This window comes from Phytobacter cepae, assembly GCF_054165735.1.
Genome location: NZ_CM135107.1, coordinates 1,553,881 through 1,568,516, shown reverse-complemented (window position 1 = coordinate 1,568,516; position 14,636 = coordinate 1,553,881). Strand labels below are relative to the sequence as shown.

16 protein-coding genes are annotated in these 14,636 nt (G+C 49.6%); 1 reads left to right on the top strand and 15 read right to left on the bottom strand.

Annotated elements, in window-relative coordinates; translation table 11 throughout:
• Positions 1-74: 74 nt before the first annotated feature.
• The 12 genes from ACUY4Q_RS07300 to ACUY4Q_RS07245 all read right to left on the bottom strand — a co-directional run bounded on the left by ACUY4Q_RS07300 (position 75) and on the right by ACUY4Q_RS07245 (position 10,102).
• Positions 75-1,352, bottom strand: a complete 1,278-nt coding sequence (locus ACUY4Q_RS07300) for an amino acid permease (RefSeq protein ID WP_458046383.1) — start codon at positions 1,350-1,352, stop codon at positions 75-77.
• A gap of 372 nt (positions 1,353-1,724) precedes the next feature.
• Positions 1,725-2,663, bottom strand: a complete 939-nt coding sequence (locus ACUY4Q_RS07295) for a LysR family transcriptional regulator (RefSeq protein ID WP_458046382.1) — start codon at positions 2,661-2,663, stop codon at positions 1,725-1,727.
• A 280-nt stretch (positions 2,664-2,943) separates the two neighbouring features.
• Positions 2,944-3,090, bottom strand: coding sequence for a DUF2474 domain-containing protein (locus tag ACUY4Q_RS07290; protein ID WP_458047283.1), 147 nt, complete (start codon positions 3,088-3,090; stop codon positions 2,944-2,946).
• A 12-nt stretch (positions 3,091-3,102) separates the two neighbouring features.
• Positions 3,103-4,107, bottom strand: a complete 1,005-nt coding sequence (cydB, locus tag ACUY4Q_RS07285) for a cytochrome d ubiquinol oxidase subunit II (RefSeq protein ID WP_458046381.1) — start codon at positions 4,105-4,107, stop codon at positions 3,103-3,105.
• A complete protein-coding gene (locus ACUY4Q_RS07280) occupies positions 4,100-5,521 on the bottom strand; it encodes a cytochrome ubiquinol oxidase subunit I (RefSeq protein WP_458046380.1) in 1,422 nt (473 codons plus the stop codon). The genes cydB and ACUY4Q_RS07280 overlap by 8 nt, the downstream gene beginning before the upstream one ends.
• Positions 5,522-5,646: 125 nt before the next feature.
• Positions 5,647-6,168: a carboxymuconolactone decarboxylase family protein gene (locus ACUY4Q_RS07275; protein WP_458046379.1), complete on the bottom strand. Its 522-nt coding sequence runs from the start codon at positions 6,166-6,168 to the stop codon at positions 5,647-5,649.
• A gap of 47 nt (positions 6,169-6,215) precedes the next feature.
• Entirely contained in the window at positions 6,216-6,545 is a 330-nt protein-coding gene (trxA, locus tag ACUY4Q_RS07270; RefSeq protein ID WP_458046378.1) for a thioredoxin, read from the bottom strand.
• Positions 6,546-6,566: 21 nt separating this feature from the next.
• Entirely contained in the window at positions 6,567-7,604 is a 1,038-nt protein-coding gene (locus tag ACUY4Q_RS07265) for an alcohol dehydrogenase (RefSeq protein WP_458046377.1), read from the bottom strand.
• A 22-nt stretch (positions 7,605-7,626) separates the two neighbouring features.
• Complete coding sequence (locus ACUY4Q_RS07260; protein WP_458046376.1) at positions 7,627-8,721, bottom strand: flavin monoamine oxidase family protein; 1,095 nt, start codon at positions 8,719-8,721, stop codon at positions 7,627-7,629.
• Positions 8,718-9,392: a cupin domain-containing protein gene (locus ACUY4Q_RS07255; RefSeq protein ID WP_458046375.1), complete on the bottom strand. Its 675-nt coding sequence runs from the start codon at positions 9,390-9,392 to the stop codon at positions 8,718-8,720. Before ACUY4Q_RS07255 ends, ACUY4Q_RS07260 begins: the two co-directional genes overlap by 4 nt.
• Before the next feature lie 61 nt (positions 9,393-9,453).
• Entirely contained in the window at positions 9,454-9,795 is a 342-nt protein-coding gene (locus tag ACUY4Q_RS07250) for a carboxymuconolactone decarboxylase family protein (protein WP_458046374.1), read from the bottom strand.
• 25 nt (positions 9,796-9,820) lie between these two features.
• Positions 9,821-10,102, bottom strand: a complete 282-nt coding sequence (locus tag ACUY4Q_RS07245) for a hypothetical protein (protein ID WP_458046373.1) — start codon at positions 10,100-10,102, stop codon at positions 9,821-9,823.
• Between the two features lie 256 nt (positions 10,103-10,358).
• Between ACUY4Q_RS07245 and gcvA the strand changes: the two genes are divergently transcribed.
• A complete protein-coding gene (gcvA, locus tag ACUY4Q_RS07240) occupies positions 10,359-11,327 on the top strand; it encodes a transcriptional regulator GcvA (protein WP_458046372.1) in 969 nt (322 codons plus the stop codon).
• Between the two features lie 40 nt (positions 11,328-11,367).
• Here gcvA and ACUY4Q_RS07235 read toward each other — a convergent pair whose 3' ends face one another.
• The 3 genes from ACUY4Q_RS07235 to ACUY4Q_RS07225 are packed head-to-tail and all read right to left on the bottom strand — an operon-like array spanning position 11,368 to position 14,557.
• A complete protein-coding gene (locus ACUY4Q_RS07235; protein WP_458046371.1) occupies positions 11,368-12,090 on the bottom strand; it encodes a DsbA family protein in 723 nt (240 codons plus the stop codon).
• Between the two features lies 1 nt (position 12,091).
• Positions 12,092-14,140, bottom strand: coding sequence for a protein-disulfide reductase DsbD family protein (locus ACUY4Q_RS07230; RefSeq protein ID WP_458046370.1), 2,049 nt, complete (start codon positions 14,138-14,140; stop codon positions 12,092-12,094).
• Positions 14,141-14,185: 45 nt separating this feature from the next.
• Entirely contained in the window at positions 14,186-14,557 is a 372-nt protein-coding gene (locus ACUY4Q_RS07225) for a hypothetical protein (RefSeq protein ID WP_458046369.1), read from the bottom strand.
• Positions 14,558-14,636: the final 79 nt, after the last annotated feature.

Here is a 14,636-nt window from a genome sequence, read left to right as displayed (position 1 = left end):
AAATGCAGACATCAAATAAAACATTGTTACCTAAAGCACAAACCTGCCATTGACTATTTTGCACGCAACAACAATTAAGAGAACAACATGACAAATGGCCCGATACACATCAGCATGCCAATCAAAATTACGTAATAGACTGACGCGCCACGTAAATCCACGAACTTGTCATTCTTAAGGATTATTACACCGGGTACGATGCAGCTAATAAGGCCATAGGTCACCCCACCAAATACAAACACTTTCAGAATTGGGAAGTTCGTTAATACAATTAACCACAACACCAGAACAACCATAAAGAAAGCAGTTACGGCATTGAATTTTTCGCTGTTGTCTTTCTGTTTGAATATCTTTTTCGCAGCAACCTTGATTAACCCAACGAAAGACTCATGCACTGCCAGATAGAGCGCCAGGAATGCCGTCACGATGGAGAAAACGTTGAGGATAACGCTCATGTATTTAACGGTAGCACCCGGTATGACTTTTGCCGCCAAAGCCAGTGCAGAAATGTTGTCCTGATATGCTCGTAGCGCATCTGCTTCACTGATAGACAATACGATAGACACAACAAACAGTAATACCGTGGCGACCAGAATCACATAGGCAACTTTGTGTACGCGCAGTACTTTGTATTTCGCCACCTCTTTATCTTCTTCACGTTTTTTGTAAGCGATGTTCATTGGGTTCAAAATCCCAACGAACATAATGGAGAAGATAGCAAAGGGCAGCGTCGGGAAGGTGCCGACCACCAGATGACTGACGCTGGGTAAATCACCAATGTTGTTCAGATCCCAGAAAGGCACAACCACGAAACCAATAGCGACAATGATGACCAATTTCACGGCAATCATGCTGCCTGATACTTTGAACAGCATCTTCTCGCCTTTAGAGGCAACCAATGACAGCCCGGCAATTAATAAAAGCGACCACCACCAGTGTTCGGATAACGTCTGGGTCGTTAAACCGAATGTTTTAAGGTAAGAGGCGCTGTCATTGGTAATAGCCAGTGCATATTCCACCATTGATTTCAGCATCGTGATGGAATAAAGCGCACCGAGGAATACCCCCCAGCGACTTCCAACATAGCTCGTAATGATGCTGAGATATGAATCATGTTCATCGCTACGTGCCATGGTCTCAATGAACAATTTCTGCATATAGAATACTGCGGGATAACCCAGGATAACCGCCAGGGCGAATACCCACACACCTTTCAGACCAACCTGTAATGGGAAAAAGACAATCCCGGAGCCGATAGCGGCACCGATACACAGTACCACCCACCCCAGATCATACATGGTGAAGGGTATATTCTTTTTATTAATCACTTCGTTATTAATTCCTACGCTCATAGGAGTCCCCACTCAACTATAAATAATTAACCCGGCCTGAACATGACATCAAAATATGCTCTTACACTTTGTCAAACTTGCATGGGAAAGTTTCACTAAATCTTTGCCGATATTTCCAATCAAATAACCACGCCGTTATTAGTGATTGACCAGGGAAAGCTTTACATACCAAAAAACCTATGGCGATTGAATATTAGCGAAAACAGTTTCCACTTTTATTCACCTTCAGTTATTTAAAAAACTTATGATCAACCACACATTTATTTATTTTTTGTTATCGCTAAATGTGATCTAAACAATGGATTTTTATAATTATGGTTTTCGTAAGTTACATTTAAAAACGTGATCTACTTCTTGTTTGACTATTTTCTGTCACGACAGCGCTTCGATACCCTTTTCCCAGGCGTTCCACGGTTGCTTCTCTTCCACCAGAAAATCAATAAAAGAACGTACCTTGGGGTTGCGAAACTTGCTGGGAAAGTAGAGGGCATAAAGGCTGTGTGTGGGATACGCATACTTCCCATCGAGCTTTAGCGGCACCAGCTCACCGCTGGCGATATGCTTACTGATCAGATAAGAGGGCAGCCAGGCAATTCCCTGGCCAGAAAGCGCCGCCTTCAAAAGTATCAGGCTGCTGTTAGCCTGCACCGGTGTCTTCGCCTTGAGGTCACAATGCGGATGCGATGATGGCACATCGGTAAAGCGTAATGGCGGCGTCAAACCAGGATATACCAGGCATTCATGGCTGGTCAGCTCAACACGTTTCGTCGGCGTTCCCATCCGCTGCAGGTAGGCAGGGGAAGCACAATACATCCAGCTAATTTTTGAGAGCTTTCGGGCGGCATAATTCTGCGGCGGCGTCGCAGTGATCCTCAGCGCAATATCAACATTATTTTCATTGAGATTAATCAGGTGATCGTCAAGGTCCAGAATAAGTTCTACATCATGATTCTTTTGCCGATACTCTTCAAAAATATCAATCAAGTGCGCATAGCCAAATGCGACAGAACAGGTGATTTTTAATGCGCCATGGGGATGATTAAAATAACCACAGGTGGTATTAACAATATCATCAAATTCTTTTAATAATTCACTGGCGCGTGACACAAAGTATTCACCCGCTTCGGTTAACTGAAAAGTTCGTGTGGTTCGTTGAATAAGAGGAACCCCCAGATTTTCCTCCATCACTGCAAGCCCTTTACTGATGGCTGAAGGTGAAAGATTAAGTAGTCGGGCCGCTTCAGAGAGCCCTTTTCCTTCGCTTATTTTAACCAGCATTTCTATTTGTTTAATTGTCAGTGGTATGGGCATAGGGTCAACATTATATAAGTCTGTATAAGACTGGCTAATGAAGAGTCTGCACGACTCGGTTGATAACCGCAGTATGAGTTGAAAAATATTCACAACCAAAGCAGATTTACTTTAACGCCTGGATAGTTTTTCTTTCATTAAAAAAGCCCGTGCAACGTATGCACGGGCATGATGAAAATCTTCACAACCCACGGGATTGATCGCTAATGAGAGGATGTTCGCTGTCAAACGCAAAAGCTTAATCTATGGGCTGATGCCCCATTTAACTATTTTTTGGCGACTATGCTTTCATGCCTGCTGCAGACATCAAAAAGCGAAATACCATTGAAACAATGCCCAGCGCTAGAACACTGAGTGCCCAAATCACCATCATCCACACAATACCTTTCCAGAAGACAAATTGTCTTTTCCCTGCGCGTGGTTTCATCATGTTATCTCCTCAGTGATACCCTTCTCCGGCACGAACTTTTCCCCTGAAAACGTAGTAACTCCAGAAGGTATAGCCGAGGATAACCGGCAATACAGGCAGGCTCCCCGCCAACATAAATGCCTGGCTAATTTCTACAGAAGCGGCCTGATGCAGGGTTATCGAAGGCGGAATGATGTTTGGCCAGATGCTGATCCCCAATCCTGAAAATCCCAAAAAAATCAGTAACAGAGTCAATAAGAAAGGGGTGTAATGTGCTTTTTTACCCACTGCGCGTAACACGCCCCAAAAACTGAGTAACACCAGTACGGGAACGGGAAGAAACCAGAACAGATTGGGGAGTGTAAACCAGCGTTGAGCGATAGCCGGATGACTTAATGGCGTCCACAGGCTGATTATGCCGATCGCCACCATTAATGCAGTCAGCATCGGTACCGTCAGACGGGACATCTTTTGCTGCAGTTGACCTTCCGTCTTCATGATAAGCCAGGTGGCCCCCAACACGCCGTAAGCAATGACCAGACCGGCACCGCAAAAAAGCGCAAAAGGGTCTAGCCAGATGAGTGCCGGACCGGCGTATTCGCGTCCAGTAACGGGTAATCCGTTGAGTAAGCTACCGACCACCACACCTTGCATAAAGGTCGCCAAAATGGAACCGGCAATAAACGCTTTATCCCAGTGCGGGCGATGGGCGGGGGTGGCTTTAAAACGAAACTCAAACGCCACACCACGGAAAATCAGCCCAAACAGCATCAGCGTAAGCGGAGCCGCTAACGCATCCGTGATAACCGCATAAGCCAGTGGGAATGCGCCATACAGACTTGCTCCCCCCATCACCAGCCAGGTTTCGTTACCATCCCAGACGGGGGCGACCGTGTTGATCATGAGATCGCGTTCCGACGCATCTTTATTAAAGGGGAAGATTATCCCTATCCCTAAATCAAAACCGTCCATCACGATATACATGAGGGTGGAAAAAATAATGATGACAAACCAGACAAGCGAAAGGTCAATCATGTTGGTTACCTCCTTCTGCATCATTCGCGGCTGAAAGTGGACGTGCGGGGGTATTTATTTTACCGGGCCCGCCTTCAACTGCCTGATGCCCTTCCCCCTCCACTGGCCCGCGCTTTATCAAGCGCATCATGTAGAGGTACCCCACGCCAAATACGGCACTGTAGACCAGGATAAAGGCCGCTAGGCTCAGGCTCATATGCAGATCGCCATGTGCTGAAACGGCATCCCGGGTGCGTTGTACGCCATAGACAACCCAGGGCTGGCGGCCAATTTCTGTTGTGAACCATCCTGCTAAAATGGCAATCAGCCCGGAAGGTCCCATCAATAAAGCAAACCAGAGAAACGGTCGATGATGGTAGAGTCGTTTTTTATAGCGCAGCCACAGGCTGAATAATCCCTGCGCAATCATGAGAAGCCCAAGGCCAACCATGAGCCTGAAGGACCAGAACACGACAAGCGAGTTAGGCCTGTCCTCAGGGGGAAAACTTTTGAGTGCCGGAACCTGTTTCGTCAGGCTATGCGTGAGAATAAGGCTACCAAGTCCAGGAATTTCAACCGCATATTTGGTGCGTTCCTGAGCCATATCCGGCACACCAAAGAGAATAAGGGGCGTCGCTTCTCCCGGCCTGTTCTCCCAGTGCCCTTCAATGGCAGCAATTTTTGCTGGCTGATGCTCAAGAGTATTCAGGCCATGTCCATCGCCCAGAAACGCCTGTAGCGGGGCCACAATTAACGCCATCCAGAGCGCCATCGAGAACATCTTACGGATAGCCGGCGTATCGTTCCCTTTGAGTAAATGCCAGGCACCTGAGGCCCCTATAAAAAAGGCACTGGCGAGGAATGCGGCGGTGGTCATGTGCACCAGGCGCCACGGGAAAGAGGGGTTAAAGACAATCTTTAACCAGTCCTGAGGCACGACCACCCCGTTGACAATGATGTGCCCCTGCGGGGTATGCATCCAACTGTTGGAGGCCAGGATCCAGAACGTGGAGATAAGCGTGCCCAGCGCCACCATGCAGGTGGCGAAAAAGTGCAGTCCCGGCCCCACTTTGTTGCGGCCAAAGAGCATTACGCCAAGAAATCCAGCTTCGAGGAAAAAAGCTGTGAGTACTTCATAGGTCAACAGCGGGCCCGTTATGCTGCCGGCAAATTGTGAGAAACCACTCCAGTTGGTACCAAACTGATAAGCCATGACCAGCCCGGAGACCACGCCCATACCGAAGTTCACGGCAAAAACTTTTGACCAGAAGTGATAAAGATCGTCGTAAATGCCCTGGCGCGTCTTTAGCCACATTCCTTCCAGAACGACAAGATAGCTGGCAAGGCCGATGGTAATTGCCGGGAAAATAATATGGAACGATACCGTAAAGGCAAATTGAATTCGTGCGAGATGAAATGCATCTAAGCCAAACATATTCTCTCCTTGTTACGGACGAAACCCAGGTTCAGACCTATACCTCAGATGATTTCGCCCGTAGCAGCGCCTGCGGATTTATCTGCAGCGATATCCGGATAATTTAAATAGAGGGGAGATATTAATTAAATATCCAGCGCCACCAGAAAACGTGAAACCATGTTATAAGCCGCAACCGTGGCCACCGCTTCTACGGTTTTGGTATCACCGATCCATGATTTTAATAACGCGATCAGCTCAGCATTCACGGCAACATTTTTCGTTGACTGATCGGTAAGAGAGAGCAGCGCCATTTCAATTGGCGTAAACAGATCTTTTTCAACAACAACCTGTTTTAATGCCTGTGCTTTTGCTTCGTTGCCGCCTGCTTGCAGATATGCCGGATAATGCACGCCCCATTCAAAATCAGCATTATTCAGCACCGCAACACGCAGCATGATAAGCTCGCGATATTCAAGCTCAAGGTTGAAATTTGCCCGAACCTGGCGCAGAAGCTCATTCCATCCAGCAGCCAGTGGAAAGCTTTTTAGCAGTACCCGATCAATACCAATTAGTTTTCCACCGGATCGACGCGCTTGCATCGCTTCCAGCAAATGTGCAGGAACCGGTTCGTTATCCTGCCAGGGTATAACACGTACATTACTCATATATGTTCTCATGCAGATGAATTTTTATATTTTTTGGGAAGACCTATTTATTCTTTATCAAGGATATGTGTAATCAATGTATCAAAGTCACTTTTCGGTCTGACACCCGCAAACTCCATAATGACCTCCCCTCTGACAAACAGTTTAAAGAAAGGAATCGAACGAATGCCATGCTGAGCCGCTAATTCGGGTTGCTCATCGACGTTCACTTTATAGACTTTCAATCTCCCCTCATTCTCCTGGGCTAATTCATCAATAACAGGAGAAACAGAACGGCATGGGCTACACCAGGGCGCCCAAAAATCAATTAAGACAGGCAGCTTCGCAGCCAGCACTTCGCTCGAAAACTCTTCTACAGACAGCGATTTAATTGTCATGACTTTTCCTTGGTCGTCATTTTATGGCAAACGGTGTGACTGATTCATGGTGAGAACCATGCGGAATTTAGCCTCGCCTGAGCGCATCTTTTCCCAGGCCTGCTGTGCGTTTTCCAGTGGCAGGGTTTCAATCATCGCGCGTACATCGGCCAGCAGGCTGAAGTCCAGTGCTTTTTCTAATTCAACAGGTGTTCCGGTAATGGCGCCCTGTACAGAAATTTCCCTTCCGACCATAAAGCCCGGCATCAGTGACAGGTTGTCTTTCCCCACCCCCACCACCATCAATTTGCCCTGCGGAGCAAGTGCAGGTATCAGTGCTGACACTGCCGGGCTATCGGTAATGGTCGACACGATCACTTGCGCGCCCCCTAACCCTTTAATGACTTCGACCGCATCCTGTTTAGTGATGTCGATATAGACGTGTGCCCCAAGAGCTTTGACGTCATGAGCGATGTCTTCGCCCCGCCCTACCGCTATCACACGAAATCCCATTTTTCTGGCATATTGCAATGCCAGATGGCCAAGCCCGCCCACGCCCTGAATGACAACGGTATCCCCCGCCTGCGCCCGGGATTTTTTTAACGCATTGAAGGTGGCAATACCCGCACAGAGCAAGGGAGCGGCATCAACAGAAGAGAGATCCTCCGGGATAGCCACCAGCCCGGTGGCCCGCGCGAGCATGTACTCCGCATATCCACCATCACGCGAGCTGCCGGTAACAGGTTGATTCTGGCAAAGGTTAAAGTGACCAAGACGGCACTGCTCGCAGGCATTGCAGTGTCCGCCCAGACGACCAACGCCAACACGTTGACCGACCTTCAAATAAGCTGGAACCTGCTCTGACAATTGTGCGAGAGTGCCTACCACCTCGTGACCGGGGACCCGCGGGTATTCCACCCCTTTTTCATGCCCTTCAATGGCCCCCGTGTCGGCACCACAGATGCCGCAAGCCTCCACTTTAATGAGTACCTCGCCAGGGCCGGGAACCGGTAATGCGCGTTCGACCATGTTAAGTTGACCTGGGGTGGTGACCTGCATGGCCTGATATGTCTTTCTCATTTTGTCTCTCCATGTCATCCCATCAGGGAAAGGATCGGGTAGTGGGTGTCATCGTTGCTGTCACCCGGTTAACACCTTCTCGGGCCGCTTCAATTGCACCCGCGAGGTAGCCAGGAAAGGTCGAAGACCATTCACTGGCAATACCTGTCAGGCTTTCCACCCACTCTCCTTCTAACGGAAAAGCAGGCGGGAGAGGATGCGCTGCCTGTAACATCAGGTCGTGCGCTGTGGCCGTAAAGGAATCGGCTGACCAGTCTTTAAGAAACTCTGCCGAAGGAGAGGCAGCTTTATCGCCAAAAAGCCTGACCATCTGCGCGCGGCACAGGGAAAGCACGGTTTCTTCCCCAAGCGCCTGGCGAGATTGTGCGGGAATGCCGAGAAAGCCAAACAGGGCATTGACCCTGCCAGGTACAGATACGTCATGCAGCTCCATCAGCGGACCAACCATACTCCGTCCTTCACCGGACAGCCCCTCTGCTATCCAGAACGATTCATCATAGAGCGCAACATATTTTGCCTGTGCCGCCATCCACGTGCCGGTGTGCCCCCAGTCATCCGTTAAATCTTTGGGTAGTGAAGGGGTAAACTGAATATTTTTCGCCAGCATGGGAGGCAACGCCAGGAGCAGGTGTTCGGCCTGTAGCACAATCTCCTCACCGCCCGTTGCCGTACCCCTTATCGTGATGTGCTCATCGGCACGTGCGGCGTGGGTAACGCGAACGCCGGTGCTGATTTTTGCCGCTGGCAACCGTTGCAGCAGTTTTTCTATTACCTGAGACATGCCGTCACGCACGCGCATAGCGGGAGGGGAAGAGACGTATCCGGGGTAACGGGCAAGCGACCCCGCTGCACGTTCATATAACAGATCACCCGCTTCATTTTGTGCGATGAGTGAGACCCCCAGATCCGCGAGCACGCTCACCAGTTCAGGCTGTACGGCAGGCCAGATCCAGGTTGCACCCACATCCACGCCCGTATGTCCTGCTTGTTGAATGCGACCACCCACAAACTCCCGGCCTTCAAGCAAGCGATAAGAGATATTGGCTTGCTCCAGCAAACTGGCGGCATATAAGCCACTCAGCCCCGCTCCGACGATGGCTACCTGCGTTTTCATCATCGAGCGGTTTCCTGCAGAGCAAAGAGGTGACCTTTTTTTATGTACAACACTGTGTTGTCCGATCCGGCACTGAACACCAGCGGTTGTGAGGCAGGAATGCGTAGCCAGCTTCCTTTGTCGTGGATGCCATTTTCCTCGAGAAGCGAGCCTTCCAGAATAAGCAGTTCCGCGCCACCGATAAGCGCAGGTTCAAACAGTATTGCCCCGGTCATCAGCCGCAACAAAAAGGTACTCTCTTGTTCGCTTTCAAACAGGGGACATATCCTTATTCCCTCATGCTCATGCCAGTTCGCCGCGTCGCGCGTGTCAATTCGAACGCGCGGGTGATGACCGGTCAGCATCTGCCCCAATTTAACGAAAATCGTCGCCCCGTTTTGGCTATGCGGTTGGTGAGAAGATCCCGGTGAGTTGCGTAAATACCATCCGGCAGGATAGTCACTCTCTCCTTCGGAAAACTGACCCGCTAAAACCAGAATTTCTTCACCGCCCGGATGGTGATGAAACGGGAATGTTGCTTCAGGAAGATAGCGAACAATACTGGTGGCGCGTGCAACCTCTCCCCCGATCCTTTCCAACATCACACGATCGACGCCCGGTTGTGGCGAGTTCACCCATTTATAATCTTCGTTGGCTATCGTGACTCGCCGGTTAAAATCGTGATTAATCAGCATCCTGAAATCCAGAGGTAGCAAAAAGAAGTGACCCTCCCGCAGGAGAGTCAAAAGGCGAAGATTATTTTGGCAATGCGTCAAACGCATCAAGTGCACGGCTTGAGTAAACCAGCGCCGCCCCTGTATTCAGGGTGATAGCCACAGCCATTGCTTCAGCAATCTCTTCACGCGTTGCGCCATGCTTTGCAGCCGCTTCCGCATGAACAGACAGGCAGCCATCGCAGCGCGTGGTAATAGCCACTGCCAGCGCAATCAGCTCATGGGTTTTCGCATCCAGATGCCCGGACGCAGCAGCGCTTTTCTCCATGGTGTCGATACCGTGCATAAAATCAGGCTGCAGGCCCGCAAACTTACCGACGGCAGAGCGTAATTCTTTACGCAGTTCAGTCCAGTCCAGATACATGTGAACCTCTTTACTCGTTGGGGGTTCAGGCAACCGCGTAGATACGCACATCGGGTGCGCTGTTCAGATAAGGTTTCAGCGCTTCAACCACATCCTCAATGAAGAGCTGAGAACTCAAGTACGCCTGCGCCTGTTGTTCGGTTTTAAAACCATGCAGAACCTGAACGTCCTCTTTTCGCACCAGCAATTCTTTCGATACAGCGCCATCAATGTTGCTGAGGAAAGGGGCTTTATATTTTTGGTACACCGCTGCCGCTGCCGCACGGTTTTGCTCACTGATATCCAACGTAATTTGCAAATAAGCCATGGTTAACTCCTGGATTTGATTAATTATTGGTCGGCTGTAAGCACGGTCGACCGCGTCCAAACGTCTTACGGTGGCAGGATCTTGCTGACTCACCAGATAAAAACAGAAAGAAAATCTTTTTGTTAAAATCTAAGCAATGGTGAAACCATTCGAGAGATTTATTATGATCACCCTCACCGTTTCTGCATTATGTTAATGATCTTCAATCGTCACAAATGAGATATTCTTGGCTCTATAAAAAGGTTTTCTATCTAATATGAAGATACCGATCCATCTCAACGCATTGCGCGCCTTCGAAGCCAGCGCCCGTCATCTGAGCTTCTCCCTTGCAGCCGAAGAGCTCAATGTGACCCCGGCAGCCGTGGGGCAACTTGTACGTTCACTGGAGGATGTGGTGGGCTACCCGTTATTCCACCGCAGCAACAACCGACGTGCAGCGCTGGTACTGACCGAGCCTGCGGTGCGGGCTTTACCCGACATCCGCGCCGGATTTCAAAACCTGAACCTCGGGATGACACGCCTGCGTGAAGGGGCGACGAATGGCATTCTTAATGTCACCATTAGTCCTGCTTTTGCGGCGAAATGGCTGTTGCCGCGAATAGAAGATTTTCAGAGCCGCTGGCCAGACATTGATGTTCGTCTTGAAACCAGTCTTAAAATCCTCGATTTCACCGCTCAGGGTATAGATGTTGGGATACGTTACGGGTTAGGTCAGTGGGAGGGATTGCAGGCGGAACTCTTGATGGCTGAAGAGGTATTCCCGGTTTGCGCGCCGTCGCTTATCTCATTAAACCCGGCACTGAACTGCCTGACTGGCGTACCGGAACAGACGCTGATCCACGACCTGTCGATGGAACATCACAAAGATTTTATTACCTGGGAGCAATGGCTCAAACGCTTCAACGTCCAGGCGATAGCCCGTAAACCTGGGCTACGAATCAATAACTCAGCGGCGGTGCTACAGGCCGCAATCGACGGGCATGGCATTGCGCTGGCCCGCAGCATTATGGTTGAAGACGATCTGAAAAGTGGACGTCTGGTCCGGCTTTGCCCTGAGGTATCGCTGTCCAGCCCGCTGGCCTATTACCTTGTTTATCGCCCCGGCTGTGACAGTCTTCCTAAAATTGCTTATTTCCGAGAATGGATTATCCAGCAAGCCGAAATCGTTAACCACGGGCTGACGCGTACCCATAATCTGAATGGCGAAGACTCTCGCAAAAATTAATCCAGGGAGATAAGGGGCAGAAAACTGCCCCTGTCTGCCGTTAATGTTTCACTGCATCCAGCGCAGTTTTCACCATCGATTTAAATTGATCGTACTCCACCCATCCTGACAGTACCCGATCGCCGATAAGGGTAGCTGGGGTTCCCCGGATATTCAGTTTATCTGCCAGCGCCAAAGACGCTTTCACCGTCTCAAGACTTTTCGCATCTGGCGCAGCTATGGCCACACCGGCGCGTTTTTGTGCAGCTTCAATACTGGCGATGTCATGATTACCCACTTTTGACATCAACACTTCATTAAATTTCATAAACCGATCGGGATCCGTATTCCAGAGCGTCAGCGCTAACTGCGCCGAGGTCAACGAGCTTTCCGATCTAAACGGCAAAAACTTTATCACTACCGCCACCTCCGGGTAATCTTTCACGATCTTCTCCAGATAAGGATCGAATTTCTTGCAGTACGGGCAGTTATAATCAGTAAAAACCACCAGCGTTAACGCCGGTTTTTTAGCCCCTATTCTGGGTGAATACACATCATTGAACAGCAGCGCTTTATTTTCTTCGATAGTGGCTTGGATATTTTTATTCTGTGCCTCAGATGCCTGCTGGTTCAATTTTTCCGCCACCTCAGCCAGAATATGTGGATTTTCCATAAGGGTCTGGCGAACAAGTTCTTTTACACGCGCTTCTTGTTCAGGTGTGAATGCTGAAGCCGCATGTGTCACCGCCGAGACTAAAAATAGAATAAAGAGTAATGATCTCATTTTACATTCCTTTTGCTTCGTTAATTTTTTCGAGGACAGTTTTTTTGTTCAGCAGAGGGGGAAGCAGAATGCCCTGCTCATTACCCTTGCCATAAATTTGATTAAATGGAATAGCGGCACTGTTTCTTTTCTGAAGGAACTGAGTTATTTCATCAGAAGGCTGACTCCAGTCCCCTTTCAGGGCGACAATATCCGGTGAGTTCAACGCCGAGATAATATCTTGTTGCCTGAAAACACGTGCATCATTTAATTTGCAGGTAATACACCAGTCTGCCGTGACATCAACAAAAACCGCCTTACCATTAGACAGTGCGGTTGTTATCGCCTTTTCACTTAAAGGCTGCCACTGAATACCTTTAGCATTGCGATCCTGTGCGTTATTACCAGTAACATTAACAATGTTATTTATCTGATAGCCACTCGACATCGCGAGGCCGAAGACAATAAGCCAGACTGCCTTACTTTTCTGGACCTGTGATCTCAAGACAGAAAACATGGCAATAAGCAACATGAACAGTATTAACACGGGAATTAACCCATTGCTGAAATACCCATCCAGCAAAGAGGCAAGCCAGATACTGGAGCCTAACAACAGGATGCCAAGCATGATTCGCAAGGTATTCATCCAGCCACCGGGCTTTGGCAGTATCAGGATGCTGCGTGGAAAGAGTGCAACAAGCAGCCAGGGAACGCTCATACCTAAACCCAAGGCCATAAACACAATCCACAGCACTGGCAACGATGCAGAAAAAGCGTACGCAATGGCCGTGCCCATAAAGGGTGCGGAACAAGGCGTTGCCAATAGCGTTGCAAAGGCCCCCTCACAGAAACTTCCGACCGTTCCCTGCCCCCCTGCCACGGCCAGTTTGTTTGTCAGTGCAGAGGGCAGTCTGAACTGGAAGATACCCATGAAATTAAGAGCGAAAGCGAAGGTCACGAGCGTCAGAAAAGCAATAAAGCCTTTGCTTTGAAACTGAATCCCCCATCCATAGCCGCCATGGCTCAACTTAAGCATGGAGATGAACAACGCCAGGGCTGCGAATGAGGTCAAAATACCCAGGGTTGTGGCAAGAAAACGTAGCCGAATCCTTTTCCTGTCCCCTGCCACATTGAGAATGAACCCCAGCTTCATACCGAGCACCGGCAACACGCAGGGCATCAGGTTTAAAAGGATGCCACCGGTAAAGGCGAGAAGAAGAATGCGCCAGAGTGCAGGCTCGTCATTAACTATGCTGCTGGGCGTGCGCATTTGTGGTGGGGATAACCCGATCTGCGTTTTAACCTCATGGCCGATCCCTTTGTCTACCAGCACAAAAGAGAGCGTATCGCCGTTTTGAATATCCGGCGCGTCCCCCCACTCGTCCACAACCGGGACATGGAGGGTCAGTTGTTCTCCCTCAATACGGATTGTCGGATTCCCTGGGAAAGCATTACCCTTCAACGGGTCAAAGAACGCTTGTGGGTTGTCCCATCCCTCAGACTTATGCGCCTCAATCCGTAACTGGCCTGATGCCCAGGAGGCAGAAACACTCTCTGTACTTGTTTCGTTCGAGGGAACACCAGACATCGCCTGCGCATAATCTTCGGCAAAGTAAGGATCGCTTCCTTCCTTTAAATCGAGGCTGAAAGGGTAGTCAGACACCATGCAGACATTGCTACAGGTGGGCAATGATAACGTTCCCTCAAGAACTCGACTGTCAGTGGACTTTATCTGAATCGGGATAATGACCTGCCCATGGTAGCCCTGGGTAGACAACCCTGACACATCGAAACGTGACGGTACGGGCCAGAACCACTGTTCAGCCATCGTCTCAGCCCATGTGATGTGCGGCGCAACGCCCGCCTCACCTGGCGAACGCCAGTAGGTTTTCCAGCCAGGCGTGAGCTGAACGTACAAAAGCGCGTCGACCGTTTCGTTTGTTTGCATAGCGCGCAATCGGATGCGCGCATGATCGTTTTGGGGAGAGGTCACCCACCCTGTATCCGCCGCCTGAGTCCCGGACGCGCAGATCAGCAGCAAGAGGAACAGCCCCCTGAAAATCGCTGACATAGTTTTCTCCAGTAATAAAAATTAACCGCTTAAAAAACGGTTTTTTTATTCTCTGAAGACGCAGTTTTTGAGATGTATTCGCTGAAGAGGTTGAAAGACCGGGGTGGGTGTCGAGGGCATGGTGCTGATAACACAAAAAAGCGCTATCAGAGCAAGGAAGACGACTAACGCGGGGATCATGCCATCAAAGAAGAGGGGTTGAGCGCAGTGGATCGAGTGAGAACTCAGCAAACACAAAGTCATGCCCTTCGTTTCCGTACCGCCTGCGGACGGCTCTGTAGCCTGAAGCGTGAAGGCGCTCGCTTGTGCAGTTGTCGGCAATTCATGCGGAAAAAAGGCACGCTGTACCAGGCACACCATCATGATGATGCATGCCAGCAGCAAAATGCGTTTCCCCGCTGATTGACGATAGGTCATAGTACGCTCTTCAAATTAGACGCCTGAATCATAGCGAAACAAACCGGACTTACAAGCTTGCACTTTGTAAGGTCATGGG

Excerpts from the sequence above, each read along its gene's own strand:
- ACUY4Q_RS07300 (WP_458046383.1), bottom strand. The coding sequence starts at position 1,352 with ATGAGCGTAGGAATTAATAACGAAGTGATTAATAAAAAGAATATACCC.
- ACUY4Q_RS07295 (WP_458046382.1), bottom strand. The coding sequence starts at position 2,663 with ATGCCCATACCACTGACAATTAAACAAATAGAAATGCTGGTTAAAATA.
- ACUY4Q_RS07290 (WP_458047283.1), bottom strand. The coding sequence starts at position 3,090 with ATGAAACCACGCGCAGGGAAAAGACAATTTGTCTTCTGGAAAGGTATT.
- cydB (WP_458046381.1), bottom strand. The coding sequence starts at position 4,107 with ATGATTGACCTTTCGCTTGTCTGGTTTGTCATCATTATTTTTTCCACC.
- ACUY4Q_RS07280 (WP_458046380.1), bottom strand. The coding sequence starts at position 5,521 with ATGTTTGGCTTAGATGCATTTCATCTCGCACGAATTCAATTTGCCTTT.
- ACUY4Q_RS07275 (WP_458046379.1), bottom strand. The coding sequence starts at position 6,168 with ATGAGTAATGTACGTGTTATACCCTGGCAGGATAACGAACCGGTTCCT.
- trxA (WP_458046378.1), bottom strand. The coding sequence starts at position 6,545 with ATGACAATTAAATCGCTGTCTGTAGAAGAGTTTTCGAGCGAAGTGCTG.
- ACUY4Q_RS07265 (WP_458046377.1), bottom strand. The coding sequence starts at position 7,604 with ATGAGAAAGACATATCAGGCCATGCAGGTCACCACCCCAGGTCAACTT.
- ACUY4Q_RS07260 (WP_458046376.1), bottom strand. The coding sequence starts at position 8,721 with ATGATGAAAACGCAGGTAGCCATCGTCGGAGCGGGGCTGAGTGGCTTA.
- ACUY4Q_RS07255 (WP_458046375.1), bottom strand. The coding sequence starts at position 9,392 with ATGCTGATTAATCACGATTTTAACCGGCGAGTCACGATAGCCAACGAA.
- ACUY4Q_RS07250 (WP_458046374.1), bottom strand. The coding sequence starts at position 9,795 with ATGTATCTGGACTGGACTGAACTGCGTAAAGAATTACGCTCTGCCGTC.
- ACUY4Q_RS07245 (WP_458046373.1), bottom strand. The coding sequence starts at position 10,102 with ATGGCTTATTTGCAAATTACGTTGGATATCAGTGAGCAAAACCGTGCG.
- gcvA (WP_458046372.1), top strand. The coding sequence starts at position 10,359 with ATGAAGATACCGATCCATCTCAACGCATTGCGCGCCTTCGAAGCCAGC.
- ACUY4Q_RS07235 (WP_458046371.1), bottom strand. The coding sequence starts at position 12,090 with ATGAGATCATTACTCTTTATTCTATTTTTAGTCTCGGCGGTGACACAT.
- ACUY4Q_RS07230 (WP_458046370.1), bottom strand. The coding sequence starts at position 14,140 with ATGTCAGCGATTTTCAGGGGGCTGTTCCTCTTGCTGCTGATCTGCGCG.
- ACUY4Q_RS07225 (WP_458046369.1), bottom strand. The coding sequence starts at position 14,557 with ATGACCTATCGTCAATCAGCGGGGAAACGCATTTTGCTGCTGGCATGC.